At 67.1% G+C, this 14,982-nt stretch carries 13 protein-coding genes; 8 read left to right on the top strand and 5 right to left on the bottom strand.

Going from position 1 to position 14,982, the window contains the following annotated elements:
• Positions 1-308: 308 nt before the first annotated feature.
• The 5 genes from ACOJTB_RS13675 to ACOJTB_RS13695 all read left to right on the top strand — a co-directional run bounded on the left by ACOJTB_RS13675 (position 309) and on the right by ACOJTB_RS13695 (position 4,273).
• A complete protein-coding gene (locus tag ACOJTB_RS13675; protein ID WP_420103079.1) occupies positions 309-608 on the top strand; it encodes a metal/formaldehyde-sensitive transcriptional repressor in 300 nt (99 codons plus the stop codon).
• Positions 609-639: 31 nt separating this feature from the next.
• Positions 640-1,752, top strand: coding sequence for an S-(hydroxymethyl)glutathione dehydrogenase/class III alcohol dehydrogenase (locus ACOJTB_RS13680; protein ID WP_420103080.1), 1,113 nt, complete (start codon positions 640-642; stop codon positions 1,750-1,752).
• Positions 1,753-1,885: 133 nt separating this feature from the next.
• Positions 1,886-2,722, top strand: coding sequence for an S-formylglutathione hydrolase (gene fghA, locus ACOJTB_RS13685; RefSeq protein ID WP_420103081.1), 837 nt, complete (start codon positions 1,886-1,888; stop codon positions 2,720-2,722).
• A gap of 110 nt (positions 2,723-2,832) precedes the next feature.
• Positions 2,833-3,282, top strand: coding sequence for a low affinity iron permease family protein (locus ACOJTB_RS13690; RefSeq protein WP_420103082.1), 450 nt, complete (start codon positions 2,833-2,835; stop codon positions 3,280-3,282).
• Positions 3,283-3,394: 112 nt separating this feature from the next.
• Complete coding sequence (locus tag ACOJTB_RS13695; protein WP_420103083.1) at positions 3,395-4,273, top strand: outer membrane protein; 879 nt, start codon at positions 3,395-3,397, stop codon at positions 4,271-4,273.
• A 77-nt stretch (positions 4,274-4,350) separates the two neighbouring features.
• Here the strand turns inward: ACOJTB_RS13695 and gpmI are convergent, their stop codons facing one another.
• Positions 4,351-5,865, bottom strand: coding sequence for a 2,3-bisphosphoglycerate-independent phosphoglycerate mutase (gene gpmI / locus ACOJTB_RS13700; RefSeq protein WP_420103084.1), 1,515 nt, complete (start codon positions 5,863-5,865; stop codon positions 4,351-4,353).
• A gap of 182 nt (positions 5,866-6,047) precedes the next feature.
• Here gpmI and ACOJTB_RS13705 point away from each other — a divergent pair, with 182 nt between their 5' ends.
• On the top strand, positions 6,048-6,734 hold the full coding sequence (locus tag ACOJTB_RS13705; RefSeq protein WP_420103085.1) for a glutathione S-transferase family protein: 687 nt from the start codon (positions 6,048-6,050) through the stop codon (positions 6,732-6,734).
• Positions 6,735-6,739: 5 nt separating this feature from the next.
• On the opposite strand, the gene ACOJTB_RS13710 is transcribed toward ACOJTB_RS13705, so the two are convergent.
• The gene (locus ACOJTB_RS13710; protein ID WP_420103086.1) at positions 6,740-8,218 is read right to left on the bottom strand and encodes a sensor histidine kinase; all 1,479 of its coding nucleotides are present in this window, start codon (positions 8,216-8,218) and stop codon (positions 6,740-6,742) included.
• Between the two features lie 324 nt (positions 8,219-8,542).
• Here ACOJTB_RS13710 and ACOJTB_RS13715 point away from each other — a divergent pair, with 324 nt between their 5' ends.
• Positions 8,543-10,216, top strand: a complete 1,674-nt coding sequence (locus ACOJTB_RS13715; RefSeq protein ID WP_420103087.1) for a formate--tetrahydrofolate ligase — start codon at positions 8,543-8,545, stop codon at positions 10,214-10,216.
• A gap of 138 nt (positions 10,217-10,354) precedes the next feature.
• On the opposite strand, the gene ACOJTB_RS13720 is transcribed toward ACOJTB_RS13715, so the two are convergent.
• Complete coding sequence (locus ACOJTB_RS13720; protein ID WP_420103088.1) at positions 10,355-11,392, bottom strand: L-idonate 5-dehydrogenase; 1,038 nt, start codon at positions 11,390-11,392, stop codon at positions 10,355-10,357.
• Between the two features lie 136 nt (positions 11,393-11,528).
• On the opposite strand from ACOJTB_RS13720, the gene ACOJTB_RS13725 reads away from it, so the two are divergent.
• Positions 11,529-12,296, top strand: a complete 768-nt coding sequence (locus ACOJTB_RS13725) for an SDR family NAD(P)-dependent oxidoreductase (protein WP_420103089.1) — start codon at positions 11,529-11,531, stop codon at positions 12,294-12,296.
• 12 nt (positions 12,297-12,308) lie between these two features.
• On the opposite strand, the gene glmM is transcribed toward ACOJTB_RS13725, so the two are convergent.
• Positions 12,309-13,652 carry a phosphoglucosamine mutase gene (glmM, locus tag ACOJTB_RS13730; protein WP_420103090.1) on the bottom strand — a complete coding sequence of 448 codons (1,344 nt, stop codon included), beginning with the start codon at positions 13,650-13,652 and terminating at the stop codon, positions 12,309-12,311.
• Between the two features lie 316 nt (positions 13,653-13,968).
• A partial coding sequence (locus ACOJTB_RS13735) for an ATP-dependent metallopeptidase FtsH/Yme1/Tma family protein (protein WP_420103091.1) occupies positions 13,969-14,982 on the bottom strand: 1,014 nt, incomplete at its 5' end.

Below are 14,982 nucleotides of genomic sequence, written 5' to 3' on the forward strand. Positions count from 1 at the left end.
CGTGTTCTGGCAGGCCAGCAAGGAATGGGCGCTCTCGGCGGCCTACAACATCCAGGTCTACGGCAAGGCCAAGGGCCAGCCCGGGGATCTCGATCTCACCAATTTCAGCCGCCATGTGCTGAAGGTGAAGGCCGGCTACAGCTTCTGACCTCATAAGGCGAAGCGACGAAAGCGAGAAGGGCGGCAGCCGCGAGGCTGCCGCCCTTCTCGCTTTGACGTCAGGACGCGGACAGGCGGCAGCCCAGCCGGCGCATTGACATACTCCCCCACAGTATCCTAGCGTCCGGCCCGTTCGGAGCCGGAGCCCCATGCCCCATACGCCGGAAGAGAAGAAGCGCGCCGTCACGCGCCTGCGCCGTATCCGTGGGCAGGCCGATGCGCTGATTCTCGCTGTCGAACGCGGTGAGCCCTGCGGCGCCCTGCTCCAGCAGCTCTCGGCCCTGCGCGGTGCCGCCACCGGCCTGATGGCCGAGGTGCTGGAAAGTCATCTGCGCGAAACGATGCTGGGTCAGGGTTGCGGCGACCATGCCGGGGATGCGTCGCCCCCCGCCACAGAGGCTCCCGAGATCGCCGAGATCATGCGCGTGATCCGGCCCTACCTGAAATAACCGCTCCCGGAACCGAGGAAGGAACCACCCGATGAAGACCCGCGCCGCCGTCGCCTGGGAGGCCGGCAAGCCGCTCACCATCGAGACCATCGAGATCGGCGGGCCGAAGGCCGGCGAGGTTCTCGTCGAGGTGATGGCCACCGGCATCTGCCACACCGACGCCTACACGCTGTCCGGCCTCGATTCGGAGGGCAAGTTCCCGGCCATTCTCGGCCATGAGGGCGCGGGCATCGTGCGCGAGGTTGGCGCCGGCGTGACGACGCTGAAGCCCGGCGACCACGTCATTCCGCTTTACACGCCCGAATGCCGCCAGTGCAAAACCTGCCTGTCGCAGCGCTCGAATCTCTGCACATCGATCCGCGCCACGCAGGGCCAGGGCCTGATGCCGGACCGCACCACCCGCTTCTCCTGCGACAGCGGCGAGATCTTCCATTACATGGGCTGCTCGACCTTCGCCAACTTCACCGTGCTGCCGGAGATAGCGCTCGCCAAGGTCCGCGAGGACGCCCCCTTCGACAAGATCTGCTATATCGGCTGCGGCGTCACCACCGGCATCGGCGCGGTGATCTACACCGCAAAGGTCTGGCCGGGCGCGAATGTCGTCGTGTTCGGGCTCGGCGGCATCGGCCTCAACGTCATCCAGGGCGCCCGCATGGTCGGTGCCGACAAGATCATCGGCGTCGACATCAACCCGTCCAAGCAGGAGATGGCGCGCAAATTCGGCATGACCGACTTCATCAACCCCAAGGAGGTTGGCAACGACAAGGTCGTGCAGGCCATCGTCGATCTGACCGGCGGTGGCGCCGACTTCTCCTTCGACGCGACCGGCAACACCAACGTCATGCGCCAGGCGCTGGAGTGCTGCCATCGCGGCTGGGGCGAGTCGATCATCATCGGCGTCGCCGAGGCCGGCAAGGAAATCTCCACCCGTCCCTTCCAGCTCGTCACCGGCCGCGTCTGGAAGGGCACCGCCTTCGGCGGCGCGCGCGGGCGCACCGACGTGCCGAAGATCGTCGACTGGTACATGGAGGGCAAGATCAACATCGACGATCTGATCACCCACAAGCTCAGCCTCGACGAGATCAACCACGGCTTCGACCTGATGCATGAGGGCAAGTCGATCCGCAGCGTCGTGGTCTACTGAAGCCGCCGCGCTCTGGCCTTATCCATGAGCCACTGAAACCCAGCGTCGTCCCGGACAAGCGGCGTCAGCCGCGCCGATCCGGGATGACGGTGGGGGTGCGTTCAGCGCCGAGCAAGAAGCAAAAGGACGGCTTATGGAACTCCTCTCCTCCTCGAAGGCCTTCGGCGGTTCGCAGCGCGTCTACCGCCACCAGAGCGAGACGACCGCCTGCCCGATGACCTTCGCCATCTTCCTGCCGCCCCAGGCGGAGGAAGGCCCGGTGCCGGTGCTGTGGTATCTGTCGGGCCTCACCTGCTCGCACCAGAACGTCATGGACAAGGGCGAGTACCGGGCCGCCGCCGCCGCGAACGGCATCGCGGTGATCTGCCCGGACACCTCCCCGCGGGGCGAAGGCGTGCCGGACGAGCCGGAGAACTGGCAGTTCGGCTGCGGCGCCGGCTTCTATCTCGACGCGACGCAGGAGCCCTATGCGAAGAACTACCGCATGGAGAGCTATGTGCGCGATGAATTGCCGGCGCTGGTCGCCCGGCATTTCGCGCTGGACATGAGCCGCCAGGGCATTTTCGGCCATTCCATGGGCGGGCATGGCGCGATCACGCTCGCGCTGAAGAATCCGGGCCGCTTCGCCTCGGTCTCCGCCTTCGCACCGATCAGCCAGCCCTCGACCGCGGGCTGGTCGCGACCGGCCTTCGAAAAATATCTCGGCACCGACGAATCCGCCTGGCGTGCCTATGATTCCACCCTGCTGATCGCGGACGGGCACCGGCTGGACGAGCTTCTCGTCGATCAGGGCACGGCAGACGGCTTTCTCGAGGAAGGCCTTCGCCCGCAACTGCTGGAACTCGCCTGCGCGACCGCCGGCATCCCCCTGCAGCTCAATCTGCGGGACGGCTACGACCACTCCTATAATTTCGTCTCGACCTTCATGGCCCAGCACATCGCCTGGCACGCTCAACGGCTGGCAGGCTGAGGGGCGGCCGGCGACGGAGCGCTGTGCGCATTCGCACGAATGGCGGCGCTCCGGAACGACCTTGCCAGCTTCCGGTTATGGGCCGGGAGCCCATGATCCGGAGAGACGCCATGGCCAAGCGAAGGTTGCCGCAGAGCGACCGGTCGCTGTTCACCCGCCTGTCCCAGCGCGTCTCGCAATGGGCCGGCAAGCCGCAGACCTTCGTCGGCGCAGCCGGGCTCATCGTGATATGGGGATTGTCGGGGCCGATCTTTGGCTTCAACGACACCTGGCAGCTGGTGATCAACACCTCGACGACCATCGTTACCTTCCTGATGGTCTTCATCATCCAGAACAGCCAGAACCGAGACACGGCCGCGATGCAGATCAAGCTCGACGAGCTGATCAACCGCATCGCGGGCGCGCGCAACGAACTGCTCGATCTGGAGGAACTTGACGCCGACAAGATCGAGGAGATCCGTCAGGAGTTCGAGGCCCTCGCCCGCCGGGCGCGCGGTGATCGCGCCACCGCGACGATCGGCGCGGAACGGCCCGAGAAGCCGGGCTTCAACAAGCAGTAAGGTTAGCGGTTAAGGTTAAGTGTCGGTTAGGAAATTCCTGCCACCGTCCTGGCGTTGGTAACTCGCGCGGGCTTGCGTTCTTCTGCGCCGCGCAAACGCGAAGGACACTGCCATGGGCAGCCTGAAATCTCTTGCGCTTGCGGGAGCCCTGGCTCTCGGCGCATCCGCAGCGGCCCAGGCCGCAGACCTCGCCTACGCCCCGCCTCCCCCGCCGCCGGAGCCGCTCGGGCTCAAGGGCACGATTTCCTCGGGCGTCTATCTGCGCGGCGACATCGGCGTCGGCTCCCAAAGCGTCGGCAAGTATCAGCAGGACGACGTCGCCCAGTATGGCGGTTCCTTCTTCGGCGCCGCCAAGAGCAACGCCGCCTTCTTCGGCGGCGTCGGCATCGGCTATCGCTTCAACAACTGGTTCCGCGCGGACATCACGGGTGAATACCGCGGCTCTTCGTCGATCGGCGTCAGCGACACCCTCTACAACCCCTTCGCGGGCGGTCCGCAGACGAACACCTACAAGGGCAACCTGACCTCGCTGGTCACGCTGTTCAACGGCTATGTCGATCTCGGCACCTGGAACTGCCTGACGCCCTATATCGGCGCCGGCATCGGCTTCGCCAGCAACACCATCTCCGGACTGACCGATCAGGGCATCGTGTTCTCGAATTACCCGTTCGGCCCGGTCTCCCCGTCGCTCGGCACCGCCCAGAGCGGCACCAAGACCGGTCTCGCCTGGGCGCTCATGGCCGGCTTCGGCTACGAGGTGAACAAGAACCTCACGCTAGAATTCGGCTATCGCTACCTCAATCTCGGCGATGCCCGCTCGGGCCGCATCCAGAACGCCTTCCTGGCGGAGAGCTATGCTCCGCTCAAGGCCAAGGACATCGACAGCCACGATTTCCGCATCGGCATGCGCTGGAACTTCAACGACCCGAATTGCTGCGGCACGCCGGAGCCGGTTGCCTACGCGCCGCCGCCGGTGGTCCGGAAATACTGAAAAGATTTCGGTCGAGGCTGACGGAACGAAGAACGGCGCGGGCTCGGCCCGCGCCGTTCTTATTTGGGCAAACTGGTTCAGCGCAGCAGCGACGCGCCGGTCATCTCGGCCGGCTGCGCGACGCCCATCAACGCCAGCAGCGTCGGCGCGATATCGGCCAGCCGTCCATCCGCCAGCGCCTTCGCCTGCCCGCCGATCAGCATCAGCGGCACCGGATTGGTGGTGTGCGCCGTATGCGGCTTGCCGGTGATCGGATCCACCATCAGCTCGGCATTGCCGTGATCGGCCGTCACCAGCAGCGCGCCGCCCTGCCGCTCGACGGCCGCCGCGATAGCCCCGAGCCCGGCGTCGACCGCCTCGGCAGCGGCCATCGCGGCCGAAAGCACGCCGGTATGGCCGACCATGTCGGTGTTGGCGAAGTTGAGGATGACGAGATCGTAGCGCCCGCTGTCGATCGCCTCGACGGCCTTGGCGGTCAGTTCCGGCGCCGACATCTGCGGCTGCAGATCATAGGTCGCGACCTTGGGCGAGGGCACCATCAGCCGGTCCTCGCCGGCGAAGGGCGTCTCCTCGCCGCCATTGAAGAAATAGGTGACGTGCGGATATTTCTCCGTCTCGGCCATGCGCAGCTGCGACAGCCCCGCCTTCGAGACCGTCTCGCCGAGCCCATTGCCCAGCATCTGCGGCGCGAACAGCGCCGGCATCACCTTGTCCAGCTCGGCACTGTAGGAGGTCATGCTGACGGCCTTCGCCAGCTTCGGCACGCGCGGCCGCTCGAATCCGGTGAAATCGCTCTCCAGCACGGCGTTCAGGATCTCGCGGATGCGATCGGAGCGGAAATTGAAGCTCAGCAGCCCGTCGCCATCTTTCATCCCGTCAAAGCCGCCGATGGCCGCGGGCAGGATGAATTCGTCGGTGATCGAGCCCGCATAGGCCGCGGCGATGGCCGAGGCGGCGTCGGGGAAAGCCTCGCCCTGCCCCAGCACCATCGCGCGCCAGGCCTTTTCCACCCGCTCCCAGCGGTTGTCACGGTCCATCGCGTAATAGCGGCCGCTGATGCTGGCGATCGTCGCTCCGGGCGGCAGCGCCGCCTCGAACGCCCTCACATAATCGGCGGCCGATTGCGGCGGCGTGTCGCGCCCATCGGTGAAGACATGCAGCTTCACCGGCACGCCTTGCCCGGCCACGATTTTCGCCAGAGCCACGGCGTGGTCCTGATGGGCATGCACGCCGCCGGGCGAGACCAGCCCGAGCAGGTGGCAGGCGCCGCCGCTGGCCTTCAGCGCCGCGACGAGCCCGCTCGCCTCGATGGCCTGCGCGATCGAGCCGTCCGCGATCGCCTGATTGATGCGCGGCAGATCCTGCATCACGACGCGGCCGGCGCCGAGATTGAGATGGCCCACCTCCGAATTGCCCATCTGCCCCTCGGGCAGCCCGACGTCGAGCCCGGAGGTCTTCAGGAAGGCGCGCGGCGAATTCTGCCAGAACCGGTCGAAATTCGGGGTTTTGGCGAGGCGCACGGCATTGTTCGCGCTGTCCTCGCTCCAGCCCCAGCCATCGAGAATCATCAGCATCACGGGACGGGGCGGCATAGACGTGACCTTCCGGCTTCTGGGCGACTGAGGTTGCCCCGATACCATGTGGGGCAAGTCCCAGGCGAGTGCCAGATCACGAGACTGCGAAGCGCGGCCACCATGCGTGCGCCGCCATTGCGACGCCGGGCGATCTGCGGTCCCATCCCGAGCCAGACGACGCCGAATTGCGGGAGGCCGCCATGATCAGGTTCTATTATCACCCTTCGCCCAACCCGGCGAAGGTCGCACTGTTTCTGGAAGAGGCCGGCCTGCCCTACGAGCTGGTGCCGGTGGACACGCGCAAGGGGGAGCAGTTCGCGCCGGACTTCCTCTCGATCAATCCGAACGGCAAGACGCCTGCGTTGACCGATGGCGATGTCAAGATCTTCGATTCCAACGCGATCCTGCTCTATCTCGCTGAAAAGACGGGGCAGTTCCTCCCGCCGGACACGCCGGAGGCGCGCGGCGACATGCTGTCCTGGCTGATGTTCGTCGCCACCGGCGTCGGCCCCTATTGCGGGCAGCACGTCCATTTCAGCCGCTTTGCGCCCGAGAAGATACCCTATGCCATCAACCGCTATGCCCGCGAGGCCGAGCGCCATTGGGGCCTGATCGAGGATCGCCTGAAGACGCGGCGCTACATGCTGGGCGACACCTATACCCTCGTCGACATGGCGGTGTGGGGCTGGGCGACGCGGCTCGCCTTCGCCGTCGGCGAGAACTGGGAGACGATGTTCCCGCAAGTGAAGCGCCACACCGACGAGATCTCCGCCAGGCCAGCCGCGCAGCGCGCGCTCGCGCTGAAGGACAGCGCCGCCTTCAAGACGGAGGTCGACGAGGCCGCTCGCAAGATCCTGTTTCCGCAGAACGCCCATCTGAAAGGCTGACCGGATCAGCCGCCCTCATCCGCTCCGCCGGCCAGTGCCTCGAAAGGCGCGTCGAGCGTGAAGACGAGACCGCCGGGCAGATAGGCGCTGGCGGTGCCATCGCGCGCGCCGGGGAAGGAGCGCGCGATCAGCCGCGAGCCGAAGCCGGCTCGCGAGGGCGCCGTCACCGGCGGCCCGCCCGTCTCCTGCCAGCGCAGGCGGAACTGGCGCAGGCCCTCGATCTCGTCGATTCGCCAGTTCACCAGCACGCGCCCGCGCTCATTGGAGAGCGCGCCGTATTTGACCGCGTTCGTCGTCAGCTCGTGCAGGATGAGCGTCAGTGCCAGCGCCGCGCGCGGACCCAGCACGAGCGCAGGCCCCGCGATCTCGAAGCGTGACGCATCGCCCTGGATGCCGACGATGCTGCGCACGATGTCGGTGATGTCGGCATCGGCGCGCGGGCCGGCCACCAGCAGATCATGTGCCCGCGCCAGCGCCCCGAGGCGAGCGGTGAAAGCGGCATTGGCGCTTTCGAGCGAATCGGCGCTTCGCAGCGTCTGCGAGGCGATGGCCTGGATCATCGCCATCGTGTTCTTCACCCGGTGCGCCAGCTCCTGCATCAGCAGGCGCTGGTCCGCCTCAGCCTCGCGCCGCTCGGTGATGTCGCGATGGGCGCCGATCAGCCGCTGCGGCCGCCCTTGCGCGTCGCGCTCGATCTGGGCAGTCGCCGAGATCCAGCGCACCTGCCCGTCCGAAGGCCGGACGATCCGGTACTCGGCGTGGTAGTCGGTCTCGGTGCCGGCCACCGCCTCGCGGAAATGGCGCTCCACCCATTCGCGATCTTCGGGATGCAGCCGCGCCACCCAGGATTCATGCGTTTCATGCGCAGCATCGGCGGGCAGGCCGTGGATGGCGAGGTATTCCGGCGAGCGCCGGTTGCGGAAGCCGGAGCGCAGATCGACCTCCAGCCCGCCGACCCGTCCGATCTTCTGCACCTGCGCCAGCTCCCGCTCGCGCCGGCGCAGCAGCTCCTCGGTCTGCACCCGCTCGGTTGTCTCGTGCAGCACGGCCAGGACCGCGACCGTCCGGCCCTGCTCGTCGAAGAGCGGGCTGTAATCGACGTTCAGCCAGACCTCCTCGGGCTGTCCGTTGCGGTAGAGGACGAAAGGCAGATCGCGATAGGACAGGGTCTCGCCGGCGAAGACCCGCTTCACCACCTCGCGATTATAGTCGGCGACCTCGGGCCAGCCCTCGAAGGCGCTCATCCCCAGGATCGTCGGATGGCGCGCGCCGGCGATCGCCGCATAGCCGTCATTGTAGAACATCAGGGCCTGCTCGCCCCAGAGCAACACCATCGGCGCCGGCGAGGGCAGCACCAGATCGAGGCCGTCGCGCAGGCGCTGGGGCCAGGATGCGGGCGGGCCCAGCGGGCATTCGACGCCGGTCCAGCCCTGAAGCAGGGTGGCGACGCCATGATTTCCCGCCGGCCAGATACGACGATCCATCCCCATGCCCCGAGTGCCGCCGACCGCCGGTGAAACGGTCGCGAAGCGGCCTCCTTCGTAACCGGCGGCCCGCTCGCTCGGCAAGGCGGGCCCGACAACCGGACCCGGCAGGGTTAGCAGCCCCAGCCGGTCCGCCCTCTGTCAAAAGACATGGCGCGCCCTGCGGGAAGTCTTCGTCCGCTGCGCGCCAAAGGCGGCACCTCCGCCTGTGCATCGCGGCCGGCGGCGGCACCAAAGCTCTTGGCGCGGCGGCGCCCTTCCGCCAGTGTCTCGCCCGGCCGCGCCCGCAGACGGCGCCGGTGCCTGACACCACCCGAGGGACGGATGCCGACCGACATCGAAATCGCCCGCGCCGCGACGCTGCGCCCCATCGCCGATGTAGCCGAGGAAGCGGGCCTGCCGGCCGCCGCGCTGCACCCCTATGGCAAGGTCATCGCGAAGGTCGATACCGCGGCGGTGCCGGGCTTCTCCGAGAGGCCGGACGGCAAGCTCATCCTAGTCACCGCGATCAGCCCCACCCCGGCCGGCGAAGGCAAGACGACCACCACGGTGGGCCTCGGCGATGGTCTACGCCGCGTCGGCCGCAAGACCATGATCGCCCTGCGCGAGCCCTCCCTCGGACCCTGCTTCGGCATCAAGGGCGGCGCCGCCGGTGGCGGCTATGCCCAGATCGTGCCGATGGAGCAGATCAACCTGCATTTCACCGGCGATTTCCACGCCATCACCAGCGCCCACAACCTGCTCGCGGCCCTGGTCGACAATCACATCTATTGGGGCAACGGGCTGCGGCTCGACGCCCGCCACATCGCCTGGCGGCGTGTTCTCGACATGAACGACCGCGCGCTGCGCTCCATCGTCTCCTCGCTCGGCGGAGCGGGCAACGGCTTCCCGCGCGAGGACGGCTTCGACATCACCGTCGCCTCGGAGGTGATGGCGATCTTCTGTCTGGCCAGGGACGCCGCGGATCTGGAGGACCGCCTGGGCCGCATCGTCGTCGGCCGCGCCTATGACAGGCGTCTGGCCACCGCCGCCGATCTGAAGGCCACCGGCGCCATGAGCGTGCTGCTGAAGGACGCTCTGATGCCGAATTTGGTGCAGACGCTGGAAGGCACGCCGGCCTTCGTCCATGGCGGCCCCTTTGCCAACATCGCCCATGGCTGCAATTCGGTGATCGCGACCAAGGCCGCCCTCAAGCTCGCCGATTATGTGGTGACCGAGGCCGGCTTCGGCGCCGATCTGGGTGCCGAGAAGTTCTTCGACATCAAATGCCGCAAGGCCGGGCTGAAACCGGCTGCGGCGGTCGTCGTCGCCACGGTGCGCGCCCTGAAGATGCATGGCGGGCTGGCCAAGGACGCGCTCGGGCAGGAGGATCTGAAGGCGCTGGAAGCGGGCCTCGCCAACCTCGCCCGCCATGTCGGCAATATCCGCAAATTCGGCGTGCCGGCGATCGTCGCGATCAACAACTTCACCAGCGACACGCCCGCCGAGCACGAACTGATCCGCTCCTTCTGCCGCAGCCATCTCGGCGTCGAGGCGGTGATCTGCCGCCACTGGGCAGAAGGCGGTGCCGGCACCGAGGAGCTGGCCCGCAAGGTCGCCGCCATCGCCGATGGTGGCGAGGCCGATTTCGCCCCGCTCTACCCGGATGCGATGCCGCTGCGCGAAAAGCTTGAGACCGTCGCCCGCGAGATCTACGGCGCCGGCGGCGTCGCCGTCTCGCCCAAGCTGGAAGCCCGCTTCGCCGAACTCGAGTTAGCCGGGTTCGGCGACCTGCCGATCTGCGTCGCCAAGACGCAGTATTCCTTCTCGGCCGACCCCTCTTTGCGCGGCGCTCCTTCGGGCCACATCGTGCCGCTCCGCGAATTGCGGCTCTCGGCCGGCGCCGGCTTCGTCGTCGCCATCTGCGGGGACATCATGACCATGCCCGGCCTGCCGCGCGAGCCGGCGGCCGAGCGCATCCATATCGACGCGAAGGGGCAGATCGAGGGGCTGTTCTGAGAGTGGCAGCCGTCATGCTCGGGCTTGACCCGAGCATCTCAGGCCATGAGCCCCTGGATGCCTGAGCCCCTGGGTGCCTTCGCGTGAAGAGATTCTCGGGTCACCGCTGCGCGGCGTCCGAGAATGAGACCTCAGCCCTCAAGCGAAATCCAGCTGCACCTTGATCGCCTTCGACTTGTCGGCGGCGAGGTCGAAGGCCTCGACGGCGCGGTCCACCGGCACGGTCGCGGTCAGCAGCGGCGACAGGTCGATGGAGCCTGAGCCGATCATATCGACAGCCCAGGCAAATTCCTCGTGGAAGCGGAACGAGCCGCGCAGCTCGAATTCCTTCGCTACGACGACGTTCATCGGCAGCGTGAACTGACCGCCGTTGCCGATCTGCACGATGGTGCCCCCGGAACGAACCACGTCGAAGGCCCCCGTCAGCGCATGCTGGTTGCCGGAGGCCTCGAACATCACGTCGAAGGCGCCCTTCTCGGCCCCGTATTCTTCCTTGAGTCGATCCGGCTCCGCCATCACGTTGATCGCGGCCTTCGCGCCCATCTTGAGTGCCACCGGCAGCGGCCCGTCCACGACATCGGTCGCGACGATCTCGGCCGCGCCCGCAGCCTTCGCCGCGACGATCGTCAGCGCACCGATCGGCCCCGCACCCGTCACCAGCACCCGCTTTCCCAGCAGCGAGCCCGCCCGCTTGGCCGCGTGCAGGCACACCGCCAGCGGCTCGGCGAAGGCCGCCTGCGAAGAGGTGACCCCGGTCGCGACCTTCACCGCCTGCCCCTCCTCGACGACCAGCACGTCGCGGAAACCGCCCTGCACATGCGGAAAGCGCATCGCCGAGCCGTAAAACAGCATGTCGGTGCAATGCTGCTGCAGGCCCATCTGGCAATAGCGGCAATGCCCGCAGGCGCGGCTCGGATTGACGGCGACGCGGTCGCCCGGCTTCACGCGGGAGACCTCCTCGCCCACGGCCTCGACCCGTCCGGCGATCTCGTGACCGAGGATCAGCGGCTCGCGCACCCGGATCGTGCCGAAGCCGCCATGCAGATAGTAGTGCAGGTCCGAACCGCAGATGCCCCCGGCCTCGATCCGCACGCGCACATCGCGGGGCCCGAGCCCCGGCGCATGGGTCGCCTCGACGCGCAGATCCTTCTCGGAATGGATGACGACGGCACGCATGGTTCTGGCCTCCCCATGATGCGGAATGACGAATGCCGCATCGTTGTCTAATCGATTGAAATCTGCTTACCCAAGGCGCCCCACCGAGCGCAAACGCAAACTGCCATCGCAAGACGGCATTCCTGAGGAACCCGCCATGTCCCTGTCGCTGTTCAGCCTCGAAGGCAAGATCGCCCTGATCACCGGCTCGGGCCAGGGCATCGGGCTCGCCATGGCGGAGGGCCTATCGGAGGCCGGCGCCCATGTCGTGCTGAACGGCCGCAATGCAGCCAAGCTCGAGCAGGCCCGCGAGAGCTTGGCCAAGGCCGGCCGCAAGGTCTCCGTCGCGGCTTTCGATGTCACCGACCAGCCGGCCGTGGAAGCGGGCGTCGCCGCGATCGAGGCCGAGATCGGCCCGATCGACATCCTCATCAACAATGCCGGCATGCAGAAGCGCGCGCCGATCACCGAGTTTCCGGTCGAGGGCTGGCACGAGCTGATGAACACCAATCTCCACGCGGTCTTCTACGTCACGCAGGCGGTGACGAAGCGCATGGTGCCGCGCAAGCGCGGCAAGATCGTCAATATCGGCTCGGTACAGAGCGAGCTCGGCCGTCCCACGATCATCCCCTACACCGCCTCCAAGGGCGCCGTGAAGATGATGACGCGCGGTCTCGCCGCCGAGCTCGGCAGGCACAATATCCAGTCCAACGCCATCGGCCCGGGTTATTTCGCGACCGAGCTCAATGCCGCGCTGATGGCCGACGAAGCCTTCTCGAGCTGGCTCTGCAACCGCACCCCTGCTGGCCGCTGGGGCGAGACGAAGGAGTTGATCGGCGCCGCGATCTTCCTGTCTTCCGCGGCGTCCGATTACGTCAACGGCCATCTGCTCATGGTCGATGGCGGGCTGACCGCGGTGGTGTGAGGGGCCTGGCAGTCAGGCCGCCGCCTTCGTCACCGCCTCGACCACATCATCGACCGCGCGCTCGACCAGCACCCGGTCGTCGCCCTCGGCCATGACGCGGATCACCGGCTCGGTGCCCGAGGGACGGATCACGAGGCGCCCGCTCTCGCCGAGCAGTTGCTTGGCGGCCTCGATGGCGCTCAGCACCGGCTGCTGCTCCAGCGGCTTGCCGGCCTTGTAGCGGACATTCTTCAGGATCTGCGGCAGCGGCTCGAAGCAATGGCAGACCTCGGAGACGGGCTTCTCCATCCGCTTCACCACGGCCAGCAGCTGCAGCGCGGCCACCAGCCCGTCGCCGGTGGTGCCGAAATCCGAGAGGATGATGTGGCCGGACTGCTCGCCGCCGAGGTTGAAGCCATGGCTGCGCATATGCTCCAGCACATAGCGATCGCCCACCGCGGTGCGCGCCAGCGAAAGGCCGAGGCCGGCCAGATAGCGCTCCAGGCCGAGATTGGACATCACGGTCGCGACGATGCCCGGCGCGGAGAGCCGGCCATCCTCCAGCCATGAGCGGGCGATCACCGCCATCAGCTGGTCGCCATCCACCACCTGCCCCTGCTCGTCGACGATCAGGACGCGATCGGCATCCCCATCCAGCGCAATGCCGATATCGGCGCGCAGCTCACGAACCTTGCTCACCAGCGTCGCCGGATGGGTCGAGCCGACATCGCGGTTGATGTTGAAGCCGTCCGGGTCCACGCCGATGGTGATGACCTCGGCCCCCAGCTCCCACAGCGCTTCCGGCGCGACCTTGTAGGCGGCGCCATTGGCGCAATCGAGCACGATGCGCAGGCCTTCCAGGCTCATATTGCGCGGCATGGTGCGCTTGGCGAACTCGACATAGCGGGCCGCCGCGCTGTCGATGCGCTTGGCGCGGCCGAGATTCTGGGAGGTGGACAGCCGCGGGCTGAGATCGGCGTCGATCAGCGCCTCGATCTCACGCTCCAGATCGTCGTTCAGCTTGTAGCCGTCCGGGCCGAACAGCTTGATGCCGTTATCCTCATAGGCGTTGTGGGATGCCGAGATCATCACGCCCAAATCGGCGCGCATCGAGCGCGTGAGCATCGCCACGGCCGGCGTCGGCATCGGCCCGAGCAGCATCACATCCATCCCCACAGAGGTGAAGCCGCCCACCATGGCGTATTCGATCATGTAGCCGGAGAGCCGCGTATCCTTGCCGATCACCACCCGGTGGCGATGATCGCCTCGTCCGAAGGCGAGCCCCGTCGCCTGGCCGACCTTCAGGGCGAGGTCCGGCGTGATGACGCCGTTGGCCCGCCCGCGAATGCCGTCCGTGCCGAAATATTTGCGTGTCATTCCGATGTGCTTCCAGCAGGCATCATGCCCGGATCGCCGCGTTCTATAGCGAAAACCGGTTAGCGCCTTCTCACAAATTGTGACGGAGGGTGACAGCGGGCCGATAGCGCCCTATCCAGCTGCGCGTCATTGCGAGCCCTCGGGTCTTGCCTACGGAGCGCCCAAGGACAGGCTCCGCGAAGCAATCCAGGGGTGGCAGCGCTCTACGTCTCCCTGGATTGCTTCGTCGCTGCGCTCCACGCAATGACGGTGCAGCGCGACACGAAAAAGGGCGGCCCTTCGACCGCCCTCTTCAACCTTACCCGCTCCGACCGCCTCAGGCCTGCGGCTGAGGCTCCAGCCCGGCATCGGGCTCGTCGCGCTTGCGGCCTTTGCCGGCACTCGGCACGGCCGAGCCGCGCGGGGCATGCGGCGTGTCGTCGAGATCGCGCGAGGGGCGCTTGCCGGCGATCAGATCGCGGATTTCCTCGCCCGTGAGCGTCTCGAATTCGAGCAACGCCTCGGCGACCTGCACGAACTCCGCGTGATGCTTGGTCAGGATCTCCTTGGCGTCGCGATAGCCTTCGTCGACGAGGCGCTTCACCTCGGCGTCGATCTTCTGAGCGGTGGATTCCGACAGCGACTGGCTGCGGCCCATCGACATGCCCAGGAACACCTCTTCCTGGTTGTCGCCATAGGCCACCATGCCGAGCTCGTCGGAATAGCCCATCTGGGTGACCATGGCCTTGGCCATCTTGGTCGCCTGCTGGATGTCGCCGGTGGCGCCGGAGGTGATGTTCTCCTTGCCGAACGTGATCTCTTCGGCCACGCGCCCGCCCATGGCGACGGCGAGCTGCGAGGTGAACTCCTTGTACTTCATCGAGTACCGATCGCCCTCGGGCAGGAACTTGACCATGCCCAGCGCGCGGCCGCGCGGGATGATCGTCGCCTTGTGGACCGGAACGCCAGCGGGGACATAAAGTCCGACGATGGCGTGGCCCGCCTCGTGATAGGCGGTGAGCTTCTTCTCCTCCTCGGACATCGCCATGGATTTGCGCTCGGCGCCCATCATGACCTTGTCCTTGGCATCCTCGAATTCGGCATGGGTGACCATGCGCTTGCCGCGACGAGCCGCCAGCAGCGCGGCCTCGTTGACGAGGTTCATCAGGTCCGCGCCCGAGAAGCCGGGCGTGCCGCGGGCGAGGATCTTCAGATCGACATCGGGCGCCATCGGGACCTTGCGCACATGGACGCGCAGGATCTTCTCGCGGCCGGCAACGTCGGGATTCGGAACCACGATCTGGCGGTCGAAGCGGCCCGGGCGCAGCAGCGCGGGGTCGAGCACGTCCGG

Origin of the sequence: Allobosea sp. (assembly GCF_048595345.1) — a bacterium.
In the GTDB taxonomy this organism is placed as follows: domain Bacteria; phylum Pseudomonadota; class Alphaproteobacteria; order Rhizobiales; family Beijerinckiaceae; genus Allobosea.

Excerpts from the sequence above, each read along its gene's own strand:
- ACOJTB_RS13675 (WP_420103079.1), top strand. The coding sequence starts at position 309 with ATGCCCCATACGCCGGAAGAGAAGAAGCGCGCCGTCACGCGCCTGCGC.
- ACOJTB_RS13680 (WP_420103080.1), top strand. The coding sequence starts at position 640 with ATGAAGACCCGCGCCGCCGTCGCCTGGGAGGCCGGCAAGCCGCTCACC.
- fghA (WP_420103081.1), top strand. The coding sequence starts at position 1,886 with ATGGAACTCCTCTCCTCCTCGAAGGCCTTCGGCGGTTCGCAGCGCGTC.
- ACOJTB_RS13690 (WP_420103082.1), top strand. The coding sequence starts at position 2,833 with ATGGCCAAGCGAAGGTTGCCGCAGAGCGACCGGTCGCTGTTCACCCGC.
- ACOJTB_RS13695 (WP_420103083.1), top strand. The coding sequence starts at position 3,395 with ATGGGCAGCCTGAAATCTCTTGCGCTTGCGGGAGCCCTGGCTCTCGGC.
- gpmI (WP_420103084.1), bottom strand. The coding sequence starts at position 5,865 with ATGCCGCCCCGTCCCGTGATGCTGATGATTCTCGATGGCTGGGGCTGG.
- ACOJTB_RS13705 (WP_420103085.1), top strand. The coding sequence starts at position 6,048 with ATGATCAGGTTCTATTATCACCCTTCGCCCAACCCGGCGAAGGTCGCA.
- ACOJTB_RS13710 (WP_420103086.1), bottom strand. The coding sequence starts at position 8,218 with ATGGATCGTCGTATCTGGCCGGCGGGAAATCATGGCGTCGCCACCCTG.
- ACOJTB_RS13715 (WP_420103087.1), top strand. The coding sequence starts at position 8,543 with ATGCCGACCGACATCGAAATCGCCCGCGCCGCGACGCTGCGCCCCATC.
- ACOJTB_RS13720 (WP_420103088.1), bottom strand. The coding sequence starts at position 11,392 with ATGCGTGCCGTCGTCATCCATTCCGAGAAGGATCTGCGCGTCGAGGCG.
- ACOJTB_RS13725 (WP_420103089.1), top strand. The coding sequence starts at position 11,529 with ATGTCCCTGTCGCTGTTCAGCCTCGAAGGCAAGATCGCCCTGATCACC.
- glmM (WP_420103090.1), bottom strand. The coding sequence starts at position 13,652 with ATGACACGCAAATATTTCGGCACGGACGGCATTCGCGGGCGGGCCAAC.